At 40.3% G+C, this 23,480-nt stretch carries 16 protein-coding genes; 14 read left to right on the top strand and 2 right to left on the bottom strand.

The window, feature by feature from the left end:
* Positions 1-107: 107 nt before the first annotated feature.
* Entirely contained in the window at positions 108-1,826 is a 1,719-nt protein-coding gene (locus GMD4S_RS00655) for a phospho-sugar mutase (protein WP_000222135.1), read from the bottom strand.
* Between the two features lie 410 nt (positions 1,827-2,236).
* Here GMD4S_RS00655 and GMD4S_RS00650 point away from each other — a divergent pair, with 410 nt between their 5' ends.
* The 13 genes from GMD4S_RS00650 (at position 2,237) to GMD4S_RS00590 (ending at position 21,458) form a co-directional block, all read left to right on the top strand.
* On the top strand, positions 2,237-3,391 hold the full coding sequence (locus GMD4S_RS00650) for a DUF5105 domain-containing protein (protein WP_000722100.1): 1,155 nt from the start codon (positions 2,237-2,239) through the stop codon (positions 3,389-3,391).
* A gap of 78 nt (positions 3,392-3,469) precedes the next feature.
* The gene (locus tag GMD4S_RS00645) at positions 3,470-5,371 is read left to right on the top strand and encodes an ABC transporter ATP-binding protein (RefSeq protein ID WP_000584870.1); all 1,902 of its coding nucleotides are present in this window, start codon (positions 3,470-3,472) and stop codon (positions 5,369-5,371) included.
* Between the two features lie 3 nt (positions 5,372-5,374).
* Complete coding sequence (locus tag GMD4S_RS00640; RefSeq protein WP_000681330.1) at positions 5,375-6,238, top strand: Rgg family transcriptional regulator; 864 nt, start codon at positions 5,375-5,377, stop codon at positions 6,236-6,238.
* A gap of 80 nt (positions 6,239-6,318) precedes the next feature.
* A complete protein-coding gene (locus GMD4S_RS00635; RefSeq protein WP_001079356.1) occupies positions 6,319-7,497 on the top strand; it encodes an MFS transporter in 1,179 nt (392 codons plus the stop codon).
* An 89-nt stretch (positions 7,498-7,586) separates the two neighbouring features.
* The gene (ligA, locus tag GMD4S_RS00630) at positions 7,587-9,545 is read left to right on the top strand and encodes an NAD-dependent DNA ligase LigA (RefSeq protein ID WP_001005753.1); all 1,959 of its coding nucleotides are present in this window, start codon (positions 7,587-7,589) and stop codon (positions 9,543-9,545) included.
* Between the two features lie 151 nt (positions 9,546-9,696).
* Positions 9,697-11,982 (top strand): type I pullulanase, encoded by a 2,286-nt coding sequence (gene pulA / locus GMD4S_RS00625; protein WP_000286538.1) that lies wholly within the window; start codon positions 9,697-9,699, stop codon positions 11,980-11,982.
* A 197-nt stretch (positions 11,983-12,179) separates the two neighbouring features.
* Positions 12,180-13,604, top strand: a complete 1,425-nt coding sequence (locus tag GMD4S_RS00620) for an NADP-dependent glyceraldehyde-3-phosphate dehydrogenase (protein ID WP_000150231.1) — start codon at positions 12,180-12,182, stop codon at positions 13,602-13,604.
* A 271-nt stretch (positions 13,605-13,875) separates the two neighbouring features.
* The gene (gene glgB, locus GMD4S_RS00615; protein WP_001064535.1) at positions 13,876-15,771 is read left to right on the top strand and encodes a 1,4-alpha-glucan branching protein GlgB; all 1,896 of its coding nucleotides are present in this window, start codon (positions 13,876-13,878) and stop codon (positions 15,769-15,771) included.
* A gap of 158 nt (positions 15,772-15,929) precedes the next feature.
* A complete protein-coding gene (locus GMD4S_RS00610; RefSeq protein ID WP_000787263.1) occupies positions 15,930-17,072 on the top strand; it encodes a glucose-1-phosphate adenylyltransferase in 1,143 nt (380 codons plus the stop codon).
* Positions 17,062-18,201 carry a glucose-1-phosphate adenylyltransferase subunit GlgD gene (gene glgD / locus GMD4S_RS00605; RefSeq protein WP_000687048.1) on the top strand — a complete coding sequence of 380 codons (1,140 nt, stop codon included), beginning with the start codon at positions 17,062-17,064 and terminating at the stop codon, positions 18,199-18,201. The genes GMD4S_RS00610 and glgD overlap by 11 nt, the downstream gene beginning before the upstream one ends.
* The gene (gene glgA / locus GMD4S_RS00600; RefSeq protein ID WP_000697273.1) at positions 18,198-19,631 is read left to right on the top strand and encodes a glycogen synthase GlgA; all 1,434 of its coding nucleotides are present in this window, start codon (positions 18,198-18,200) and stop codon (positions 19,629-19,631) included. Before glgD ends, glgA begins: the two co-directional genes overlap by 4 nt.
* 58 nt (positions 19,632-19,689) lie before the next feature.
* On the top strand, positions 19,690-20,334 hold the full coding sequence (serB, locus tag GMD4S_RS00595; protein ID WP_000084494.1) for a phosphoserine phosphatase SerB: 645 nt from the start codon (positions 19,690-19,692) through the stop codon (positions 20,332-20,334).
* An 8-nt stretch (positions 20,335-20,342) separates the two neighbouring features.
* The gene (locus GMD4S_RS00590; RefSeq protein ID WP_000706320.1) at positions 20,343-21,458 is read left to right on the top strand and encodes a glycerate kinase; all 1,116 of its coding nucleotides are present in this window, start codon (positions 20,343-20,345) and stop codon (positions 21,456-21,458) included.
* Here the strand turns inward: GMD4S_RS00590 and GMD4S_RS00585 are convergent.
* Positions 21,455-21,901: a DUF1694 domain-containing protein gene (locus tag GMD4S_RS00585; RefSeq protein WP_000131100.1), complete on the bottom strand. Its 447-nt coding sequence runs from the start codon at positions 21,899-21,901 to the stop codon at positions 21,455-21,457. The two genes, GMD4S_RS00590 and GMD4S_RS00585, sit on opposite strands and share 4 nt — an antisense overlap.
* Positions 21,902-22,063: 162 nt before the next feature.
* Here GMD4S_RS00585 and eno point away from each other — a divergent pair, with 162 nt between their 5' ends.
* Positions 22,064-23,368, top strand: a complete 1,305-nt coding sequence (gene eno, locus GMD4S_RS00580; protein WP_000022821.1) for a surface-displayed alpha-enolase — start codon at positions 22,064-22,066, stop codon at positions 23,366-23,368.
* The last annotated feature ends 112 nt before the right edge of the window (positions 23,369-23,480 follow it).

The following is a 23,480-nucleotide window of genomic DNA, read 5'->3' as shown; positions in this document are numbered from 1 at the left end:
ATTACCTCGCTTTCATTGATAAGTCTAGTATGCCATAAAGTTTCTAAAAATGCTCAGATTTGATACGAAAAAAGATGAGATTGGTTGGTCTCATCTTTTATAATTTCTTATTTTACAAACGCATTGATTTCTGCTTCGATGTTGGCAATCTTAGCTTGTGAATCTTCATTGCTTTCACCCACAACGGCAATGTAGAACTTGATTTTTGGTTCTGTACCTGAAGGGCGAACTGCAATCCATGAACCGTCAGCAAGTGTATATTTCAACACATCACTTGGAGGAGTTGTCAAGTTTGTAACAGTACCATCAGCAACAGTAGCAGTTTGAGCCTTGAAGTCTTCTACGACAGTGATAGCTGTTGCATTCCATTCTTTTGGAGCATTGTTACGGAACTTAGCCATGATTTCCTTGATTTGTTCTGCACCATCAACACCAGAAAGGGTAACAGAGATAGTCTTTTCAGCGTAGTAGCCGTATTCTTTGTAGATTTCTTCGATACCGTCAGCAAGTGTCAAACCACGTGAACGGTAGTAGGCAGCAAGTTCAGCAACGACAAGAACGGCTTGGATAGCATCTTTATCACGTACGAATGGTTTAATCAAGTAACCGAAGCTTTCTTCAAATCCCATCATGTAAGTGTGATTGTGTTTTTCTTCAAATTCTTGGATTTTCTCTGCGATGAATTTGAAACCTGTCAAAACGTTGAACATGGTTGCGCCGTAGCTTTCAGCAATCTTCGTTACCAAGTCAGTTGATACGATGGATTTGCAGAGAGCTGCATTTTCAGGAAGAGTTCCAGCATTTTTGTGGGCTTCCAAGATGTATTTAGCCATGATAGCACCGATTTGGTTACCTGAAAGGTTAAGGTAGCTACCATCTTTTTGAAGAACTTCAACACCAACACGGTCAGCGTCAGGGTCAGTTGCAACAAGCACATCTGCACCAACTTGACGACCAAGTTCTTCAGCAAGGGCGAAGGCTGCTTGGCTTTCTGGGTTTGGAGATTTTACAGTTGAGAAGTCAGGATCAGCAGTTGCTTGTGCTTCAACAACTTGAACAGAGTCAAATCCTGCTTGAGCAAGAGCACGACGAGCCAACATTTCACCCGTACCATGAAGTGGTGTGTAGACAATCTTCATGTCTTTACCGAATTCTTCGATCAAGGCTGGGTTGATGTTTACGTCTTTAACTTCTTTAAGGTATTCTGCATCAACAGCTTCGCCGATAACTTCAATCAAGCCAGAAGCTTTTTCCGCTTCTACATCGGCAACTTCCACAGCGAATGGATTTTCGATAGCACGAATGTAAGTAGTCAAAGCGTCCGCGTCATGTGGAGGCATTTGTCCACCGTCTTCACCGTAAACCTTGTAACCGTTAAATGGAGCAGGGTTATGGCTGGCAGTAATCATGATACCTGCAAAACAGTTGAGGTGACGAACTGCAAATGACAGTTCTGGAGTTGGACGGAGGCTTTCAAATACGTAAGATTTGATACCGTGTTTAGCAAGAACTGCCGCAGATTCAAAGGCAAACTCAGGTGAGAAGTGACGGCTATCGTAGGCAATTGCTACACCACGTTCTTTTTCGTTTCCACCTTTTGACTCAATCAAACGAGCCAAACCTTCGGTAGCTTGACGAACAACGTAGATATTGATGCGGTTTGTACCAGCACCGATCAAACCACGCATACCAGCGGTACCAAATTCAAGATTGGTATAAAAGGCATCTTCCTTTGTTTTTTCGTCCATATTGATTAAATCTTGACGAAGGTAGTCTGGAAGGTCAGCAAAATCGACCCATTTTTGATAATTTTCTTGGTAAGTCATAGAGTGTCTCCTTTGTTTATTTGCTTTAATCGCTTTCATTATATCACGATTTGACATTTTAGTAAAACGTTAGCATAACTTAAAATGTAGGAAATTAACTTTTGCACTTTAGCGGGAAAATGGTGGGGACTGTGCTTACTTATACTAAGTTAGGGATGAAAATTAATTATTAGATACTTTATAACATGAAAGTTTATAATTCATTTTGTAGGTTTGTTGAAGAAAAAAATCAAAAATATTGTTATATTCTATTCTTTTTATAAAGAATCCTTTAATGTATCAAATGAACAGATAGAAAAATTTAAGTTAAAACTCTATAAATTTAAGATATTTTGAAAAATTCTGGTTTCTGTTTTGAATTTTATTCTACGTATGGTAAAATATAGTAAATCATTAAAGGAGAATCCATTATGAAAAAAATTCTTAAGCATTCTGCTTTGCTTTTATCAGCTTTAGCACTGGTTGCCTGTGGAGCTTCCAAAAAAGCAAGCGACAATGGTACTGCCTCGAACTCAAACTTTGAAGTTTCAGTAAAAGACGGTATGTTTGTATTGCCTAAAGATGAAGATTCATCTTCAAGCTACCTTGCACTTCAAGTCGAAATCAAGAACAATCGTGATAAACAGTTTAGTTTTACTAGCCAAGATATTACGCTTTATAATGAAAAAGATGAAAAATTACAACCAATTCAAATCTACGAAAGCGACAGTAAAACGAAATTTATGTCATATGGTGACAGTCTTTCTAAAGGAAAGAGTGTTGCTGGTTATGTAGTGTATGAGGTAGACAAGAATGCTAAGTATGAACTCCACTTCGCACCTAGCTTTTATGATGACATCAAAGAGAATTCTAAAAAGAATAACGATGTAGCAATCAAGGTGGATCCAAGTCAGTATGAAGATCATATTGATGAAGCGAAAGATGTAATGAAAAAATATGTCGATGCTGTTTACCTTAATGGGGAAAGTTCTGGTGGTGGAACGAACCTAAGTGCTACTGATAATAAGTCTCAAGTTGTTGCGCTTGCTGATGATAAAAAATCTTCTGATAATAGTGCTGAATTCACAAACGATGCGAAAGCTGATAAAGAAGAGTTTATCAAGAAATTTACAGAATCGTTCGGAAAAGGCTTCTATAACTACAAACCATCTGATTCAGAACTTAGAACATTCGCAGATGCCTACATCAAAGCAAATGCTAAGAGAGCAAAAGTTGATTATAAAGTGAAGACATATTTGCCAGACTATGCTGTTGTTTATGTTAGACCAGAAACAATCGACTTGGATAATTTGAATGTTCATGAATTGAGCCGTAAATTCTATGAAGAAAACAAAGGTAAATATAGCAACTACTCAGAAGCTATGAAAGCTGGTGAGAAGTACATTTTAGAAAATGCACCAAGTCAATTTGATTCAACTCCTCTAGATACAAGCGATAACATGAAAAAAGAGGGTTATGAAATTAAAATGACCAAGAAAGATGGAAAATGGACCATCGATACCTCTTCTAAAAACTATGACTTAAAAGATATGGCTCGCACATTCCGTGGAGGCATTGGATACTAAGATGAAAGGTTCGGGTATACTACTCGAACTTTTTTCATTGCAATTGTGCAAAAGAGAAAAAGATAGTAAAATAGAGATATGATTATTTTACAAGCTAATAAAATTGAACGATCTTTTGCTGGTGAGGTTCTTTTTGATAATATTAATCTGCAGGTAGATGAACGAGACCGGATTGCTCTTGTTGGGAAAAATGGTGCAGGTAAGTCTACTCTTTTAAAGATTTTGGTTGGAGAAGAGGAGCCAACTAGTGGAGAAATCAATAAGAAAAAAGATATTTCTCTGTCTTACCTAGCCCAAGATAGCCGTTTTGAGTCTGAAAATACCATTTATGATGAAATGCTCCATGTCTTTGATGACTTGCGTCGGACAGAGACACAACTGCGTCAGATGGAGTTGGAGATGGGTGAAAAGTATGGTGAAGATCTAGATAAACTGATGGCGGATTATGATCGTTTATCAGAGAATTTCCGTCAGGCTGGTGGCTTTACCTACGAAGCTGATATCCGCGCTATCTTGAATGGTTTCAAGTTTGACGAGTCTATGTGGCAGATGAAAATTGCTGAGCTTTCAGGTGGTCAAAATACTCGGCTTGCTCTGGCCAAAATGCTCCTTGAAAAACCAAATCTCTTGGTCTTGGACGAGCCGACCAACCACTTGGATATTGAAACCATTGCCTGGTTGGAAAATTACCTAGTCAACTACAGTGGCGCTCTCATCATTGTTAGTCACGACCGTTATTTCTTGGACAAGGTTGCAACAATTACGCTCGATTTGACCAAGCATTCTTTGGATCGCTATGTGGGGAATTACTCTCGTTTTGTTGAACAAAAAGAGCAAAAACTAGCAACTGAGGCAAAAAACTATGAGAAACAGCAGAAGGAAATCGCTGCTCTGGAAGATTTTGTTAATCGCAATCTAGTAAGAGCTTCGACAACCAAACGTGCCCAATCGCGCCGTAAACAACTGGAAAAAATGGAGCGATTGGATAAACCTGAAGCTGGTAAGAAATCAGCTAATATGACCTTCCAGTCTGAAAAAACATCTGGTAATGTTGTCCTGACAGTTGAAAATGCAGCCATTGGTTATGATGGGGAAATTTTGTCAGAACCGATAAATCTTGACCTTCGCAAGATGAATGCTGTTGCTATCGTTGGACCAAACGGTATTGGGAAGTCAACCTTTATCAAGTCAATAGTAGACCAGATTCCTCTTATCAAAGGAGAGAAGCGTTTTGGAGCAAATGTTGAGGTTGGTTACTATGACCAGACTCAAAGCAAGCTAACACCAAGCAATAGTGTCCTAGATGAACTTTGGAATGATTTTAAACTAACACCAGAGGTTGAAATCCGTAATCGACTTGGAGCCTTCCTTTTCTCAGGAGATGATGTTAAGAAATCAGTTGGCATGCTGTCAGGTGGCGAAAAAGCTCGTTTGTTACTTGCCAAACTTTCTATGGAAAACAACAACTTTTTAATTCTTGACGAGCCGACCAACCACTTGGATATTGATAGCAAGGAAGTGCTAGAAAATGCCTTGATTGACTTTGATGGGACCCTTCTTTTCGTCAGTCACGACCGTTACTTTATCAATCGTGTAGCCACTCATGTTTTGGAATTGTCCGAGAGTGGTTCAACCCTCTACCTTGGAGATTATGACTACTATGTTGAAAAGAAAGCAGAAGTAGAAATGACTCAGACAAAAGAAGCTTCAACTAGTAATCAAGCAAAAGAAACAAGTCCAGTTAATGACTACCAAGCTCAGAAAGAAAGTCAGAAAGAAGCCCGTAAGCTCATGCGACAAATCGAAAATCTAGAAGCTGAAATTGAAGAGTTAGAAACTCAAAGTCAAGCCATTTCTGAACAAATGCTGGAAACCAACGATGCTGAAAAGCTCATGGAATTGCAGGCTGAACTGGACAAAATTAGCCATCGTCAAGAAGAAGCTATGCTTGAGTGGGAAGAATTATCAGAGCAGGTGTAAGAAATGAAACATCTTGGAAAGGTATTTCGTGAATTTCGAACAAGTGGGAAATACTCCTTAAAAGAGGCGGCAGGTAAATCATGTTCAACTTCTCAATTATCTCGCTTCGAGCTTGGGGAGTCTGATCTGGCAGTTTCTCGTTTCTTTGAGATTTTGGACAATATTCATGTGACTATTGAGAATTTCATGGACAAGGCTAGGGATTTTCAAAATCATGAACATGTTGCCTTAATGGCACAGATTATTCCGCTTTACTACTCAAATGATATTGCAGGTTTTCAAAAGCTTCAAAGAGAACAACTTGAAAAGTCTAAGAGATCGACAACTCCCCTCTATTTTGAGCTGAATTGGATTCTGCTACAGGGTTTGATTTGTCAAAGAGATGCTCGTTACAGGATGAGGCAGAGTGATTTGGAAAAGGTGGCAGATTATCTTTTTCAAACAGAAGAATGGACCATGTATGAGTTGATTCTTTTCGGAAATCTCTATACTTTCTACAATGTGGACTATGTAGCTCGGATTGGCAGAGAAGTCATGGAGCGGGAAGACTACTACAAGGAAATTGGTCGGCATCGTAAACTCGTTTTGATTTTAGCTCTTAACTGTTACCAGCATTGTTTGGAAAATCGATCCTTTGCGGATGCGGACTATTTTGAGGGCTATGTGGAGAAGTTAATTGGAAATGGTATCAAGCTTTATGAGCGCAATATCTTCCATTATCTCAAAGGTTTCGCCCTCTACCAGAGAGACTTGAAAGAAGAAGGTTGTAGTCAGATGCGGGAGGCCATGCATATTTTTGCTGTGCTTGGACTTCCAGAGCAAGTGGCTTACTATCAGGAACATTATGAAAAATTTGTAAATCCTTAAATTTCCCAAATAAGGGAAAAATAAAGAGACTCCTTTCAGTTTTGATACAATAGTTTCAAAATTTGAGAGGGGTTTTTTATATGAATCGACATGCAATCCAGTTGATTAGTCGTGGTGCTATTAATAAAATAGGAAATATGCTCTATGATTATGGAAACAGTGTTTGGTTGGCATCAATGGGAACGATAGGGCAGACTGTTCTTGGGATTTATCAAATTTCTGAACTCGTCACATCGATTCTGGTCAATCCCTTTGGCGGAGTGATTTCAGACCGATTTTCGCGTCGCAAAATTTTGATGACGACAGACTTGATTTGTGGCGTTCTTTGCTTAGCTATTTCTTTCATCAGAGATGATAGCTTGATGATTGCTGCCTTGATTTTTGCCAATATTGTTCAGGCGGTTGCCTTTGCATTTTCTCGTACATCTAACAAAGCCATTATAACTGAGGTTGTAGAGAAAGACGAGATTGTGACCTATAACTCTCGCTTGGAGTTAGTTTTACAGGTTGTAGGAGTCAGTTCTCCGGTGCTTTCTTTTCTCGTTTTACAATTTGCCAGTCTCCATATGACGCTCGTTTTAGATGCCATTAGTTTTTTTATCGCATTTACCTTAGTAGCTTTTCTCCCAAAAAAAGAGACTCAGGAACAAGAGAAAAAGACTTTCAGCTGGAAAAATATTTTTGCTGATATGAAAGAAGGGATTCGCTATATTTGGCGCCAGCAAGAGATCTTTTTCCTTTTGGTAGTAGCTTCCAGTGTTAATTTCTTTTTTGCAGCTTTTGAATTTCTCCTCCCTTTTTCAAATCGACTATACGGGGTAGAAGGAGCTTATGCAACTATTTTAACTATGGGCGCTATTGGTTCGATTATTGGAGCTCTTCTAGCTAGTAAAATAAAGGCAAGTGTTTATAATCTTTTGATTCTATTGGCTTTAACTGGAGTTGGAGTTTTTATGATGGGATTACCACTGCCAACTTTTCTCTCCTTTTCTGGAAATTTAGTTTGTGAACTGTTTATGACGATTTTTAATATTCACTTTTTTACTCAGGTTCAAACCAAGGTTGAGGGGGAATACTTGGGAAGAGTACTAAGCACCATTTTTACCTTAGCCATCCTATTTATGCCGATTGCAAAAGGCTTTATGACGGTGCTACCAAGTGTCCATCTCTCTTCTTTTCTGATAATTGGAAGCGGTGTTATCATCCTGTCTTGTTTATCCCTCGTTTATGTGCGAAGTCATTTTAAAAAAGAGTTATAATTTCTCTTTTTTAGAAAATATTTCATTACGAATCATTTTTCAGTCCTTCTCTATTGTGAGGAGGGCTTGCTTTGTGGTAAAATGGGATTATGAATGAAAGAATGAATGAGTTAGTTGCCTTACTCAACCGCTATGCGACCGAGTACTATACGAGTGACAATCCCTCGGTTTCAGATAGCGAGTATGATCGTCTCTACCGAGAGTTGGTTGAGTTGGAAGCCGCCTATCCAGATCAAGTTTTAGCGGATAGTCCAACTCATCGTGTTGGTGGTAAGGTTTTAGATGGTTTTGAAAAATACAGTCATCAGTATCCTCTATACAGTTTGCAGGATGCTTTTTCACGTGAAGAGTTAGAAGCTTTTGATGCGCGTGTGCGAAAGGAATTACCCCAACCGACCTATATTTGTGAGCTGAAAATCGATGGTTTGTCTATCTCGCTTACGTATGAAAAGGGGATTTTGGTTGTTGGTGCCACACGTGGGGATGGTTCTGTTGGTGAAAATATCACCGAAAACCTCAAGCGTGTCAAGGACATTCCTTTGACCTTGCCCGAAGAACTAGATATCACCGTTCGTGGAGAGTGTTACATGCCACGCGCTTCATTTGACCAGGTCAACCAAGCTCGCCAAGAAAATGGAGAGCCTGAATTTGCTAATCCTCGTAACGCAGCTGCAGGAACCCTCCGTCAGCTGGATACAGCAGTAGTGGCCAAACGCAATCTTGCGACTTTCCTCTATCAAGAAGCCAGCCCTTCTACTCGTGATAGTCAAGAAAAAGTCTTGGAGCATCTTGAACAGCTTGGTTTTGTAGTTAATCCTAAACGAATATTGGCTAAAAGTATAGATGAGATATGGGATTTCATCCAAGAAGTAGGACAAGAACGGGAGAAACTTCCTTACGATATTGATGGAGTGGTCATCAAGGTCAACGACCTAGCAGGTCAAGAAGAACTCGGCTTTACTGTTAAAGCGCCCAAGTGGGCAATCGCCTATAAATTTCCCGCTGAAGAAAAAGAAGCCCAGCTCCTTTCAGTTGACTGGACAGTAGGTCGTACGGGTGTTGTGACTCCGACTGCCAATCTAACACCTGTTCAGCTTGCTGGGACAACTGTTAGCCGTGCAACATTGCATAATGTAGATTATATTGCTGAAAAGGATATCCGCAAAGATGATACGGTTATCGTTTATAAGGCTGGAGATATCATCCCTGCTGTTCTGCGTGTGGTAGAGTCTAAACGTGTTTCTGAAGAAAAACTAGATATTCCGACTAACTGTCCGAGCTGTGACAGTCAGTTGCTTCATTTTGAAGATGAAGTGGCTCTTCGTTGTATCAATCCACGCTGTCCTGCCCAAATCATGGAAGGTTTGATTCACTTTGCCTCTCGAGATGCTATGAATATTACGGGTCTTGGTCCATCTATCGTCGAAAAGCTTTTTGCTGCTAATCTGGTTAAGGATGTGGCAGATATTTACCGTTTGAAAGAAAACGATTTCCTTCTTTTAGAAGGCGTCAAGGAAAAGTCTGCTTCTAAACTATATCAGGCCATTCAAGCATCCAAGGAAAACTCTGCTGAAAAGCTCTTGTTTGGTCTGGGAATTCGCCATGTCGGAAGCAAGGCTAGCCAACTCTTGCTCCAACATTTCCACTCTATTGAAAATCTAGCCCAAGCAGACCCAGAGGAAGTAGCAAGTATCGAGAGCTTGGGTGGAGTGATTGCCCAAAGCCTTCAGACTTACTTTGCTACAGAAGGATCGAAGATTCTCTTAGATGAGTTGAAAGAAGCTGGAGTCAATCTGGACTACAAGGGACAGACAGTAGTAGCAGATGCGGCCTTGTCAGGTTTGACAGTTGTATTAACAGGAAAATTGGAACGTCTCACGCGCTCAGAAGCCAAAAGCAAACTCGAAAGTCTGGGTGCCAAAGTCACAGGCAGTGTTTCTAAGAAAACGAATCTTGTCGTAGCAGGAGCAGATGCAGGAAGCAAGCTCCAAAAAGCACAAGAACTTGGTATCGAAGTTCGAGATGAAGCTTGGCTAGAAAGTTTGTAAAGAATAGTTGAAAACTAGATGTTAGATAGTCTGGAACTATCTCTCCTGATGTGTTTTTATATCTATTAATGCTATTCTCTATTGTGCTGAAATTCCCGCTAAATTCTTCAGCACCACATAAAAAAATTGAAATTAGGAATTAGGAAAAGAAATGTATAGATACCCAGTAGTCATCCATTTTCACCGAAAAAATGGGGATTATGATGCTTGTTCATTCAGTAGAAAACAGGCAGATGTTAAAGAAAATTTGTATTATGAAAATGATTATTTTGGTGCAAAATTCTCCTTTACAGTTACAAGTGTAGAAAGGCTCGATACTCTGAACTTTTCTGTAGAAATAGATGGAAAGACAAAAGATTATCTCCTACGGTTTAACTACTATCCACTGTTGACTGAGGTTTGGATTTTGGATGGTGATGAGACGGTTTATTATTCTGAAAATCCAGCCATTGCAAGTTCTTGCTATAAAGATCGAAACCCGTTTGCTTTTGATAAAGCCTTTCACAGTGAAAGTTTTGATCACCATTGGGGATACCAAGGAGAGTTGGGGTATAGTATCTCTGACTACCAGACAAGCTTTAAACTCTGGGCTCCAACAGCTACAGCAGTTCAAGTGGTCGTTTATGAAAATACAAGTAACGACGCGCCGATTTGGAAAACCTTTAATCTTGAGCGTGGTAATAGCTATTCATATAGTCATAAGTACAATACCATTGGTGTTTGGAGTGTAGACCTGGATGAAAATCTTGCAGGTAAAGCCTATCAGTATCAGATTGAGTTTCCGCACCACCAGACCTTGATACGAGACCCATACACTATCGCTACAAGTCCTGATGGGAAACGTTCTGTCATCCTATCTCAGCAAGATAGACAGGTAGAAGGATTTAAAGTCAAACATGGGACAGACGCCCTTTGGCGTTTGGAAAATCCATGTAAAGCCGTTATCTGTGAGATGCACATTCGTGATTTTACAAAATCGCCGACATCTGGAGTTCCAGAAAACCTTCGAGGGACCTTCCTTGGGGCTGCCCAGACTGGAACGGTTAACCAGTATGGTCAAGCAACAGCCTTTGATTATATCAAAGAACTCGGCTGTAATTATGTTCAACTCCAACCAATCTTTGATCGCCATAAGGAATATGACGAGGACGGGAATGTAACCTATAACTGGGGTTATGACCCTCAAAACTACAATGCGCCAGAACCAAGTTTCTCTAGTAATCTAGATGATCCTGGACAGGTTATTCGAGACCTCAAGACCATGATTCAGGCATATCATGATGCGGGAATCGGTGTCATTATGGATGTCGTTTACAACCATACCTTCTCAACGGTTGATGCACCTTTCCAAACAACTGTTCCCGATTATTACTATCGTATGAATCCAGATGGAACCTTCCAAAACGGTACAGGTGTTGGAAATGAAACCGCAAGCGAACACGAAATGTACCGCAAGTATATGATTGACTCACTCCTTTATTGGGTGAAAGAATACAATATTGACGGATTCCGTTTCGACTTGATGGGAATTCACGATGTTAAAACCATGCAGGCGATTCGCTGGGCACTTGATGAAGTTGATCCCCGTATTATCACCTATGGAGAAGGCTGGGATATGGGGACAGGTCTTGCACCTTATGATAAGGCCAAGAAGGACAATGCCTACCAGATGCCAAATATCGGATTCTTCAACGATGATCAGCGTGATGCCATCAAAGGAGGAGAAGTTTACGGCTCAATCAAGGCAGGATTTGTTAGCGGTGCAGCTACAGAACCGATTGTAGCCAAAGCTATTCTTGGTAGCCGAGAGTTGGGTTCATATCTTAGTCCAAACCAAGTTCTTAACTACGTGGAAGCTCATGATAATTACAACTTGCATGATTTGTTAGCAACCCTTCACCCAGATCACAGTTCAGATAAGATTATGCGTCAGGTCGAGACAGCAACAGCGATGAGCATTCTTATGCAAGGGATGTCCTTTATAGAGCTGGGGCAAGAATTTGGTCGCACCAAGCTCCTTGCTACAGGAGAAAATGGCGAGCTGACTCCAGCAGATAGAGAACGGGCTATGAATAGTTACAATGCTCCAGATAGTGTCAACCAGGTCAACTGGGATTTAATCAATGAGAGACAAGAGAGCATTGACTTTATTCGCCAGATTATTCGCCTAAAAACACAAAGGCGTGCTTTCTCTTATCCTACATACGAAGAAGTTTATCGTCATGTTTTCGTCCATACAGCTGCTGAAAATAGTGGTTGGATTGTTTACGAAATTCACGGTGGAACAGAGCACTTATTGGTGGTATTCAATGCCAAGGGAACTTCTTTCTACTTTGAAAATGCAGGAAATCTTGAAATGCTTGTGTCCAATAGTCGTTCTAAAGAGTCTAATGTGATTGATGATATCAGCGTTGCAGTCTTGAAGGTACTTTCATAGTAAATGCAGCAAAAAGGTTTAGTTAAAACTAGACCTTTTTTGATTTTTATTGAAAAACCAATATCTAATAGGAATAAATTTCAAATAATTTGAAGAATCAAGTTTGTGAAAAAAATATCAATATTTTCCAAAAAGGGGTTGTAATTTTCTGAAAATTTGATAAAATAAGTTTTAATCATTTTCAGGAGGAAGAGAATTTGACACATTATCAGAATTTAGTGAATGGAAAATGGAAATCATCAGAGAATGAAATTGCCATCTATTCTCCCATCAATCAAGAAAAGTTGGGGACAGTACCCGCTATGAGTCAGGCTGAAGTAGATGAGGCTATGGAAGCAGCGCGTACAGCTCTCCCAGCATGGCGTGATTTAGCACCAGTTGAGCGTGCAGCCTATTTGCATAAGACAGCAGACATTTTGGAACGTGACAAAGAAAAAATTGGTACCATTCTTGCTAAAGAGGTTGCAAAAGGGATTAAAGCAGCCATTGGAGAAGTAGTACGTACAGCAGAATTGATTCGTTTTGCTGCCGAGGAAGGTCTCCGTATCACTGGACAAGCAATGGAAGGTGGCGGTTTTGAAGCTGCAAGTAAAAATAAACTAGCCGTTGTCCGTCGTGAACCAGTTGGTGTCGTTTTAGCTATTGCACCATTTAACTATCCAGTCAACCTTTCTGGATCTAAGATTGCTCCGGCTTTGATTGCAGGAAATGTCGTTATGTTCAAACCCCCAACACAAGGATCTATTTCTGGCCTCTTGCTAGCTAAAGCATTTGACGAAGCAGGAATCCCAGCAGGTGTCTTTAACACCATCACTGGACGTGGTTCTGAAATCGGAGACTACATCATCGAACACAAGGAAGTGAACTTCATTAACTTTACAGGTTCAACACCGATTGGTGAGCGTATTGGTCGTTTAGCTGGTATGCGCCCGATTATGCTTGAACTTGGTGGGAAAGATGCAGCAATTGTCTTAGAAGATGCAGATTTAGAAAATGCAGCTAAGCAAATCGTAGGTGGTGCCTTTAGCTACTCTGGTCAGCGTTGTACCGCTATCAAACGTGTTTTGGTTGTGGAAAGCGTAGCAGACAGATTGGCAGAATTGCTCCAAGCTGAAGTTGCTAAGCTAACAGTCGGTGATCCATTTGACAATACAGATATCACACCTGTTATTGACAATGCTTCAGCTGATTTCATCTGGGGATTGATTGAAGATGCTCAGGAAAAAGGAGCCAAAGCGCTCAGTCCAATCAAACGTGAGAATAATCTCATTTGGCCAGGACTTTTTGATTATGTCACAAGAGACATGAAATTAGCCTGGGAAGAACCATTTGGACCTGTTCTCCCAATTATCCGAGTTGCAGATGCCAATGAAGCGTTAGAAATTGCTAATGAATCAGAGTTCGGTCTTCAATCTTCAGTCTTTACAAATGACTTTAAGAAGGCGTTTGAAATTGCTGAAAAACTTGAAGTGGGTACCGTTCATATTAATAATAAAACACAGCGTGGACCAGATAATTTCCCATTCCTTGGTGTAAAGGGTTCTGGTGCAGGAGTACAAGGAATTAAATATAGTATCGAAGCGATGACAAATGTTAAATCCATTGTTTTTGATGTGAAATAATTTATAAAATTAGGAAATTACCTTCCTGATTTTATTTTTTACTAAAAATACAGTTAAAAATTGATAAAAAACGAATATTCTGGTATTATAATAAAAAAATATATGGAAATTGTTTCGTATTCTATTTTCAGGATATCTTTTTTAAAATGCTAGGTAATTTTTTGAAGGCTTTCATAAAAAAATATGATTTCCTTCGTAAATTACTTGAAAGTTATCTTAAAAGAGTGTATAATAGAATTATAGAAAACGCTTACAAAAGAAAGGGGATTGAATGAATAATCAAGAAGCATTAAGAACCTTTACTACAGGTGAGAACTTTCACCTCCAGCATTATTTAGGAGCGCATAGAGAGGAGAAAAACGGAGAAATAGGCTATACCTTTAGGGTTTGGGCACCAAATGCACAAGCAGTTCATCTAGTTGGTGATTTTACTAATTGGGTTGAGAATCAAATTCCTATGGTTCGTAATGAAGCAGGTGTTTGGGAAGTCTTTACGAGTCAAGCTCAGGAAGGTCAGATTTATAAATATCATATCACGCGTGCAAATGGTCACCAGATTATGAAGATTGATCCGTTGGCAGTTTATTTTGAAGCTAGACCGGGCACAGGAGCAGTTCTGACCAATATCCGTGAAAAGAAATGGAAAGATGGTCTTTGGCTAGCACGTCGCAAACGTTTGGGATTTTTCGAGAGACCAGTTAATATATACGAGGCCCATGCAGGATCTTGGAAGAGAAATCCAGATGGTAGTCCCTATACTTTTTCACAACTGAAGGACGAGTTGATTCCATACTTGGTTGAGATGAACTATACACATATTGAGTTCATGCCTTTAATGGCTCACCCACTTGGATTGAGCTGGGGCTATCAACTTATGGGTTACTTTGCTTTTGAACATTCCTATGGCAGACCTGAGGAATTCCAAGATTTCGTTGAAGAGTGTCATATAAATAATATCGGTGTTATCGTAGACTGGGTTCCAGGTCATTTCACTATTAATGATGATGCATTAGCATATTATGACGGCACACCAACTTTTGAATACCAAGATCACAACAAGGCTCATAACTACGGTTGGGGTGCGCTGAATTTTGACCTCGGGAAAAATGAGGTCCAGTCTTTCTTGATTTCAAGTATTAAATTTTGGATTGATTTTTACCACTTAGATGGTATTCGGGTCGATGCAGTGAGCAATATGCTGTATCTAGATTATGATAATGCTCCTTGGACTCCAAACAAAGACGGTGGAAACCTTAACTATGAGGGTTATTATTTCCTTCAACGTTTGAACACAGTGATTAAGTTAGCTCATCCAGATATCATGATGATTGCAGAAGAAAGTTCATCAGCGACAAAGATTACTGGCATGAAAGAAATGGGTGGTCTTGGCTTTGACTATAAATGGAATATGGGCTGGATGAACGATATTCTCCGTTTCTACGAGGAAGATCCGATTTATCGCAAGTATGACTTTAATCTTGTGACTTTCAGCTTTATGTATGTTTTCAATGAAAACTATCTCCTACCTTTCTCACATGATGAGGTAGTTCATGGTAAGAAGAGTATGATGCATAAGATGTGGGGAGATCGCTACAATCAGTTCGCTGGTTTGCGCAATCTTTACACCTATCAAATTTGTCATCCAGGTAAGAAACTCTTGTTCATGGGTAGTGAGTACGGGCAATTCCTCGAGTGGAAGTCTGAGGAGCAGTTGGAGTGGTCTAATCTAGAAGATCCGATGAATGCCAAGATGAAGCATTTCACTTCACAACTGAATCAATTCTATAAAGAGCATCGTTGTCTGTGGGAAATTGATACTAGTTATGATGGTATCGAGATTATCGATGCTGATAATAGAGATCAGAGTGTCCTTTCCTTTATTCGTAAGGGCAAGAAGGACGAAGTATTAGTCTGTGTCTTTAATATGGCACCAGTTGAACGTAAGGACTTTACGATTGGTTTACCTGTTGCAGGTATTTACGAAGAGGTTTGGAATACAGAACTAGAAGAATGGGGAGGTGTGTGGAAAGAGCACAATCAAACAGTTCAGACTCAAGAAGGCTTATGGAAAGATTATGAGCAGACTTTGACCTTTACCCTGCCTGCCATGGGAGCAAGCATCTGGAAGATCAAGCGTCGTTTGAAACCAACCAAGAAAAAAGAATAATGGGCTGATGATGATATTTTTTAGATTTTAAAAACGGATGTACTTGTATTGGACTTGAAACACAAGAGAAATGGATTTCCTATTATTTTTATAAAAAAGTTTGACTTCCGACCTTCTTTCGATTTTAACGTTCACATGTCTTTATAAAGGAGTAGAAAATGAAGAATGAAATGCTAGCTTTGATCCTTGCGGGTGGGCAAGGAACTCGTCTCGGAAAACTCACTCAAAGCATTGCCAAACCGGCAGTGCAATTCGGTGGGCGCTACCGTATCATTGACTTTGCTCTTTCCAACTGTGCAAACTCTGGAATCCATAATGTTGGTGTGATTACGCAGTACCAACCTCTTGCTTTGAACAACCATATCGGAAATGGTTCTAGCTGGGGATTGGATGGTATCAGTTCAGGCGTTTCTATTTTACAACCTTATTCAGCCAGCGAAGGAAACCGTTGGTTTGAAGGGACTAGTCACGCTATCTACCAAAACATTGACTACATCGACAGTGTTAATCCTGAGTATGTTTTGATTCTTTCTGGTGACCACATCTACAAGATGGACTACGATGATATGCTTCAGTCCCATAAGGATAACAATGCCAGTTTGACAGTAGCTGTCCTAGACGTACCTCTCAAAGAAGCTAGCCGTTTTGGTATCATGAACACAGATGCCAATAACCGTATCGTTGAATTCGAGGAAAAACCTGCGCAACCTAAGTCTACAAAGGCTTCTATGGGAATTTATATCTTTGACTGGAAACGACTTCGCAATATGCTTGTTGTTGCTGAAAAGAGCAATGTGGATATGTCAGACTTTGGGAAGAACGTTATCCCTAACTATCTCGAGTCTGGTGAAAGTGTCTATGCTTATGAATTTAATGGCTACTGGAAAGATGTTGGTACGATTGAGTCACTTTGGGAAGCCAATATGGAGTACATTTCGCCAGAAAATGCCTTGGATAGCCGCAATCGTCAGTGGAAAATTTACTCAAGAAACTTGATCTCACCACCCAACTACTTTGGAGCACATGCACACGTTGAGGATTCATTGGTCGTGGATGGCTGTTTTGTAGATGGAACGGTTAAACGTTCGATTCTTTCAACAGAAGCACAGGTTCGTGAAGGAGCCGAGGTCGTTGATTCAGTCATCATGAGTGGGGCTATTATTGGCCATGGAGCAAAGATTACTCGTGCTATTATTGGTGAAGGTGCCATTATTGCAGACGGCGTAGAGATTGACGGAACTGACGAAGTACAAGTAGTAGGATACAATGAAGTAGTGGGGGTAGCAACAGATGAAGATTGATAAATATTCAGCCATTTTAGGAAACACAGTTGGTTTTCATGATATGTCAACATTAACAGAACACCGTCCGGTAGCTAGCTTACCTTTCGGTGGGAAATACCGTTTGATTGACTTCCCCCTTTCCAGTCTTGCAAATGCAGGTGTTCGTAGTATCTTTGGTATTTTCCAACAAGATAATATCAGCTCAGTATTCGACCATATCCGTTCAGGTCGTGAGTGGGGCTTGTCCACCCTTCTAAGTCACTACTATCTAGGAATTTACAATACTCGTGTTGAAAGCAGTACAGTTGGAAAAGAGTATTACCAACAGCTTCTTACCTACTTGAGACGTTCAGGTTCAAACCAAACCGTTTCGATTAACTGCGATGTGCTGGTGAATATTGACTTGAATCAAGTCTTCCACCTACACAATACAACGAAAGGTCCGATCACAGTTGTATATAAGAAACTTCCGAAGAAAGACATTTCAGATGTGAATGCTATCTTGGAAATTGATGAAACTGACCATGTTCGTTCGCACAAACTCTTTGATAACAAATCTACGGATGAACTCTTCAACATGTCTACAGATATCTTTGTTGTGGATACTCCTTGGTTGATTGAACGACTTGAAGAAGAGGCTCAGAAAGAATATCCTGAAAAGTTACGCTATGTTCTTCGTGATTTAGCTGCAAAAGAAGGAGCTTTTGCTTACGAATACACAGGCTACTTAGCTAATATTCACTCTGTTCAGTCCTATTATCAAGCAAATATTGATATGCTTGAATCTAAAAAGTTCTATTCTCTCTTCTCACCAAATCAAAAGATTTATACAAAAGTTAAGAATGAAGAACCAACCTACTATGCGAATACTTCAAAAGTAAGAAGTTCTCAGTTTGCTTCTGGTAGTATCATTGAGGGTGAAGTAGTTCAGTCAGTTCTATCTCGTAACATTTATGTTCACAAAGATAGTGTGGTGAAGGACAGCATTTTATTCCCTCGTGTTGTGATTGGGCAAGGTGCCCAGGTTGAATATGCAATTCTAGACAAAGGAGTTGAGGTTGCGGACGGTGTTGTCATTCGAGGCACAGCAGAACATCCAGTTGTAGTGAAGAAGGGTGAAACAGTAACAGAGGACATTTATTCATGAAAATTTTATTTGTAGCGGCAGAAGGAGCACCCTTTTCAAAAACAGGTGGTTTGGGCGATGTCATTGGCGCACTTCCCAAATCACTTGTAAAAGCGGGGCACGAAGTTGCAGTTTTCTTGCCTTATTATGATATGGTAGAAGCTAAGTTCGGCGACCAGATAGAGGATGTTCTCCATTTTGAAGTTAGTGTAGGATGGCGTAGACAGTACTGTGGTATTAAGAAAACGGTCTTGAATGGGGTTACTTTCTACTTCATTGATAATCAGTATTATTTCTTCCGTGGTCATGTGTACGGTGATTTTGACGATGGTGAACGCTTTGCCTTTTTCCAACTGGCTGCTCTTGAAGCTATGGAACGCATCGACTTTATCCCTGACCTTCTCCATGTTCATGATTACCACACAGCCATGATTCCCTTCTTGTTAAAAGAAAAGTACCATTGGATTCAAGCCTATCAAGGAATCAGAACCGTTTTAACCATTCATAATTTGGAATTCCAAGGTCAATTTTCTGAAGGAATGTTGTGGGATTTGTTCGGTGTTGGGTTTGAACGCTATGCTGATGGGACCCTTCGCTGGAATGATTGTCTCAACTGGATGAAAGCAGGTATTCTCTACGCGGATCGTGTCTCAACCGTTTCCCCTAGCTATGCGCACGAGATTATGACCAGTCAGTTTGGTTGCGGTTTGGACCAGATTCTTCGCATGGAGTCAGGTAAGGTTTCAGGTATTGTTAATGGTATTGACGCAGATCTTTATAATCCTCAAACAGACCCACTTTTAGACTATCATTTTGATAAAGAAGATTTGTCTGGAAAAGCTCAAAACAAAGCAAAATTGCAAGAGAGAGTTGGGTTACCTGTACGAGCAGATGTTCCTCTAGTTGGGATTGTCTCTCGTTTGACGCGCCAAAAAGGTTTTGATGTTGTTGTAGAAAGCTTGCATCGTTTCTTACAGGAGGACGTTCAAATAGTCCTTTTAGGAACAGGTGACCCAGCTTTTGAACATTCTTTCTCTTGGTTTGCACAAGTCTATCCAGACAAGCTATCAGCAAATATCACTTTTGACGTCAAACTTGCTCAAGAAATCTACGCAGCTTGTGATCTCTTCCTCATGCCGAGTCGTTTTGAACCATGTGGTTTGTCTCAAATGATGGCGATGCGCTATGGAACTCTACCATTGGTTCATGAGGTTGGTGGACTAAGAGATACAGTTCAATCCTTCAATCCAATCGAAGGAACTGGTACTGGATTTAGCTTTGATAATTTAACACCTTATTGGCTTAACTGGAGTTTCCAAACAGCCTTGGATGTTTATAAGAACCAGCCAGACGTTTGGAGAAATCTACAAAAACAAGCTATGGAATGCGATTTCTCATGGGATACAGCCTGCAAATCTTACCTGGACTTGTACCATAGTTTAGTCAACTAATAGATAAAATCGTATGATTCTTTCATACGATTTTTGGGCTGTTTAGAAAGGAAAGTTTATGTCTCAAGTAAAAGGCTTGTGTGTCATGGACGTTGACGGCACCCTGATAGCAGAAGAAGTGATTGATCTTTTAGGAAAAGAAGCAGGTTGCGAAGAAGAAATATCGCAGATTACAAGCCAGGCAATGCGAGGTGAACTGGACTTTGAAACAAGTTTACGAGCGAGGGTAGCTTTGTTAAAAAGCCTTCCGGTTTCGGTCTTTGATACTGTCATCAAATCCATTCATCTGTCCAAGAATGCCCAAGAATTTATCTCCATACTTCAAAAGAAGGGTATTTTAGTCGGTCTAGTGTCTGGTGGATTTGCACCAATAGTTGAGAGATTAGCAAAATCCCTTGGTATCTCCTATTTCTCCGCCAACCAGTTGGAAGTCAAAGACGGTTTTTTAACAGGTCGACTAGTTGGTGAAATTGTGACAGGTCAAGTAAAACAAGATACTCTTGAGAAATGGAAAAAAGAACTGAAACTTCCCAAAGAAAGAACGATTGCCATCGGTGATGGTGCCAATGACCTCTTGATGTTAAAGTCAGCAGGACGTGGTATTGCATTTTGTGCCAAAGAGGTCGTAAAAACAGAGATAGCTTGTCATGTAGATACGAGGGATTTTTTGGAAGTTCTACCTTTGATTGATTTCTTAGAATGAGAGGAACTATGAAAATTGTAATTGCACCCGATTCTTTTAAAGAAAGTTTGATGGCAGAAGAGGTCGCTCAAGCTATAAAAAGAGGATTCCAAAAATCGATAGCAGATGTAGAATGTCTGCTTTGCCCTGTAGGTGATGGTGGGGAAGGAACTGTAGATGCTATTCGACATTCTCTTGAACTCGAAGAAAAATGGCAAGAAGTGACAGGACCTTTTGGCCAAAAAGAAGCCATGCGCTGCTTTTATAAAGGCCAAATAGCGCTCTTTGAAGTTGCTGACTTGGTTGGTTTAGGAAAGATTCCGCGGGAGAAACGAAATCCCCTTCACATCCAAACCAAAGGTATCGGAGAGTTGATTCGCCATCTCATTGATCTTGGAATGAAAGAAATCTATATCGGTGTAGGTGGTACGGCAAGTAATGATGGTGGAATTGGCATTGCAGCTGCTTTAGGTTATCGTTTTTATGATAAGAATGGAAAGGAATTGCCAGCTTGCGGTCAGACTTTGCTTGAGTTCGAGGCAGTTTCAAATAGCAAGTTGTCTAGGTTTCCTGAAGATGTGAAAATCCGAATTTTAGCAGATGTCGTGAGCCCTCTATGTGGTCATCAAGGGGCAACCTATACATTTGGAAAACAAAAGGGCTTGGAACCTGCTTTGTTTGAGACAGTAGATTTGGCTATACAGCGGTTCTATGGAAAATTTTCACCATCAACCCTCTCTCTTAAAGGAGCAGGAGCCGGCGGTGGGATTGCGGCTGGGCTCTGTGCCTTTGCTGAGGCCACTATCGTATCTGGGATTGACACTTGCTTGGATTTGATTGGCTTTGACAAGAAGGTTGCAGGGGCCGACTTGGTTATCGTTGGAGAAGGTAGACTGGACAGTCAAAGCTTTGTTGGAAAAGCTCCTATCGGTGTAGCAAAAAGAACTCCTGAAGGAGTTCCAGTTATCGCTATTTGTGGTAGTCTTTCCGAGGATTTACCTTCCCTACCATTCGAAAATATACAAGCAGCCTTTTCTATTTTAGAGAAAAGTGAACCTTTGGAAGATAGTTTGAAAAATGCAAGTCTCTATTTGGAGCACACAGCTACTAATATTGGCCGTTTATTAAACATGAGAAATCATTAGCCAAACCATTTTTTCCATACGGATTTTTTAGGAGCCTCTGCCTTTTTCTCCTCCCAAAGACTTGAAAATGCAAGTCTAAGGTCCTTTTCGTCTACTTGAACAGGTTCATTTGTATGAATGACAAGACCGAAAGGAGAGGTGATATGATCGTCTGAAATAATAGTCGCCTGACAGTTGCTTTCCTTTGCTTGTTTTAAGTAAAAGACCTGTTTGTCAAACTCGATACTTGGTGAGATTTTCACAAAAAGTATCTCTACCTTTTCTTGAAAGCTTTCTAAAATAGAGAAAAATCCATGTTCTAATTCAGAACTATTGGCAGTACTGATATCCGCGTAGCCAAGAACTCTTTCCTCGAAAGTCCCGAGATAGCGGCGTTGTTCGTCAGGGTTTAATTTGGGCCCACCATGAGCTTTTTCTAGTAGTTGTTTTGATAAATCTGTCATAAAAACAGTATATCACAAAAATCGCAAGAAAACAGACAAAAGAAAGCGATTACTTTATAAAGTTAAGGAAAATTTGCACAAAGATAACGTTTTTTCTTGAAAAACGCTTATTTTTAAGGTATCATAGAGGTGTAAAAAATTTAACTCAAAGGAGAGTAAAAAATGTCAATTATTACTGATGTTTACGCTCGCGAAGTCCTAGACTCACGCGGTAACCCAACACTTGAAGTAGAAGTTTATACTGAATCAGGTGCTTTCGGACGTGGTATGGTTCCATCAGGAGCTTCTACTGGTGAACACGAAGCAGTTGAACTTCGCGACGGTGACAAATCTCGTTACGGTGGTCTTGGTACACAAAAAGCTGTTGACAACGTAAACAACATCATCGCTGAAGCAATCATCGGCTACGATGTACGTGACCAACAAGCTATCGACCGTGCTATGATCGCACTTGACGGTACTCCTAACAAAGGTAAATTGGGTGCAAACGCAATTCTTGGTGTGTCTATCGCTGTAGCTCGTGCTGCTGCTGACTACCTTGAAATCCCACTTTACAGCTACCTTGGTGGATTCAACACTAAAGTTCTTCCAACTCCAATGATGAACATCATCAACGGTGGTTCTCACTCTGACGCTCCAATCGCTTTCCAAGAATTCATGATCGTACCTGCTGGTGCACCATCATTCAAAGAAGCTCTTCGTTGGGGTGCTGAAATCTTCCACGCTCTTAAGAAAATCCTTAAATCTCGTGGTCTTGAAACAGCCGTAGGTGACGAAGGTGGATTCGCTCCTCGTTTCGAAGGAACTGAAGACGGTGTTGAAACTATCCTTGCTGCGATCGAAGCTGCTGGATATGTTCCTGGTAAAGACGTATTTATCGGATTTGACTGTGCTTCATCAGAATTCTACGATAAAGAACGTAAAGTTTACGACTACACTAAATTCGAAGGTGAAGGAGCTGCTGTACGTACTGCTGCAGAACAAATCGACTACCTTGAAGAATTGGTAAACAAATACCCAATCATCACTATCGAAGATGGTATGGACGAAAACGACTGGGACGGTTGGAAAGCTCTTACTGAACGTCTTGGTGGTAAAGTTCAATTGGTTGGTGACGACTTCTTCGTAACAAACACTTCTTACCTTGAAAAAGGTATTGCAGAAGGTGCTGCTAACTCAATCCTTATTAAAGTTAACCAAATCGGTACACTTACTGAAACATTCGATGCTATCGAAATGGCGAAAGAAGCTGGTTACACTGCAGTTGTATCACACCGTTCAGGTGAAACTGAAGATTCAACAATTGCTGACATCGCAGTTGCAACAAACGCAGGACAAATCAAGACTGGTTCACTTTCACGTACAGACCGTATCGCTAAATACAACCAATTGCTTCGCATCGAAGACCAACTTGGTGAAGTAGCTGAATACCGTGGATTGAAATCATTCTACAACCTTAAAAAATAATCTAGTTCAGTGAACAAGGTTTGAAGCCCCTCGGATTTTTTCCGAAGGGCTTTTTTCTGTTCAAGGGGATAAGAAAGGGGCAGAGTTTATGGTATAATAGACAAAAACACTT

It is taken from the genome of Streptococcus sp. GMD4S (assembly GCF_000296955.1).
This window is presented reverse-complemented; position numbering and strand designations above follow the sequence as displayed.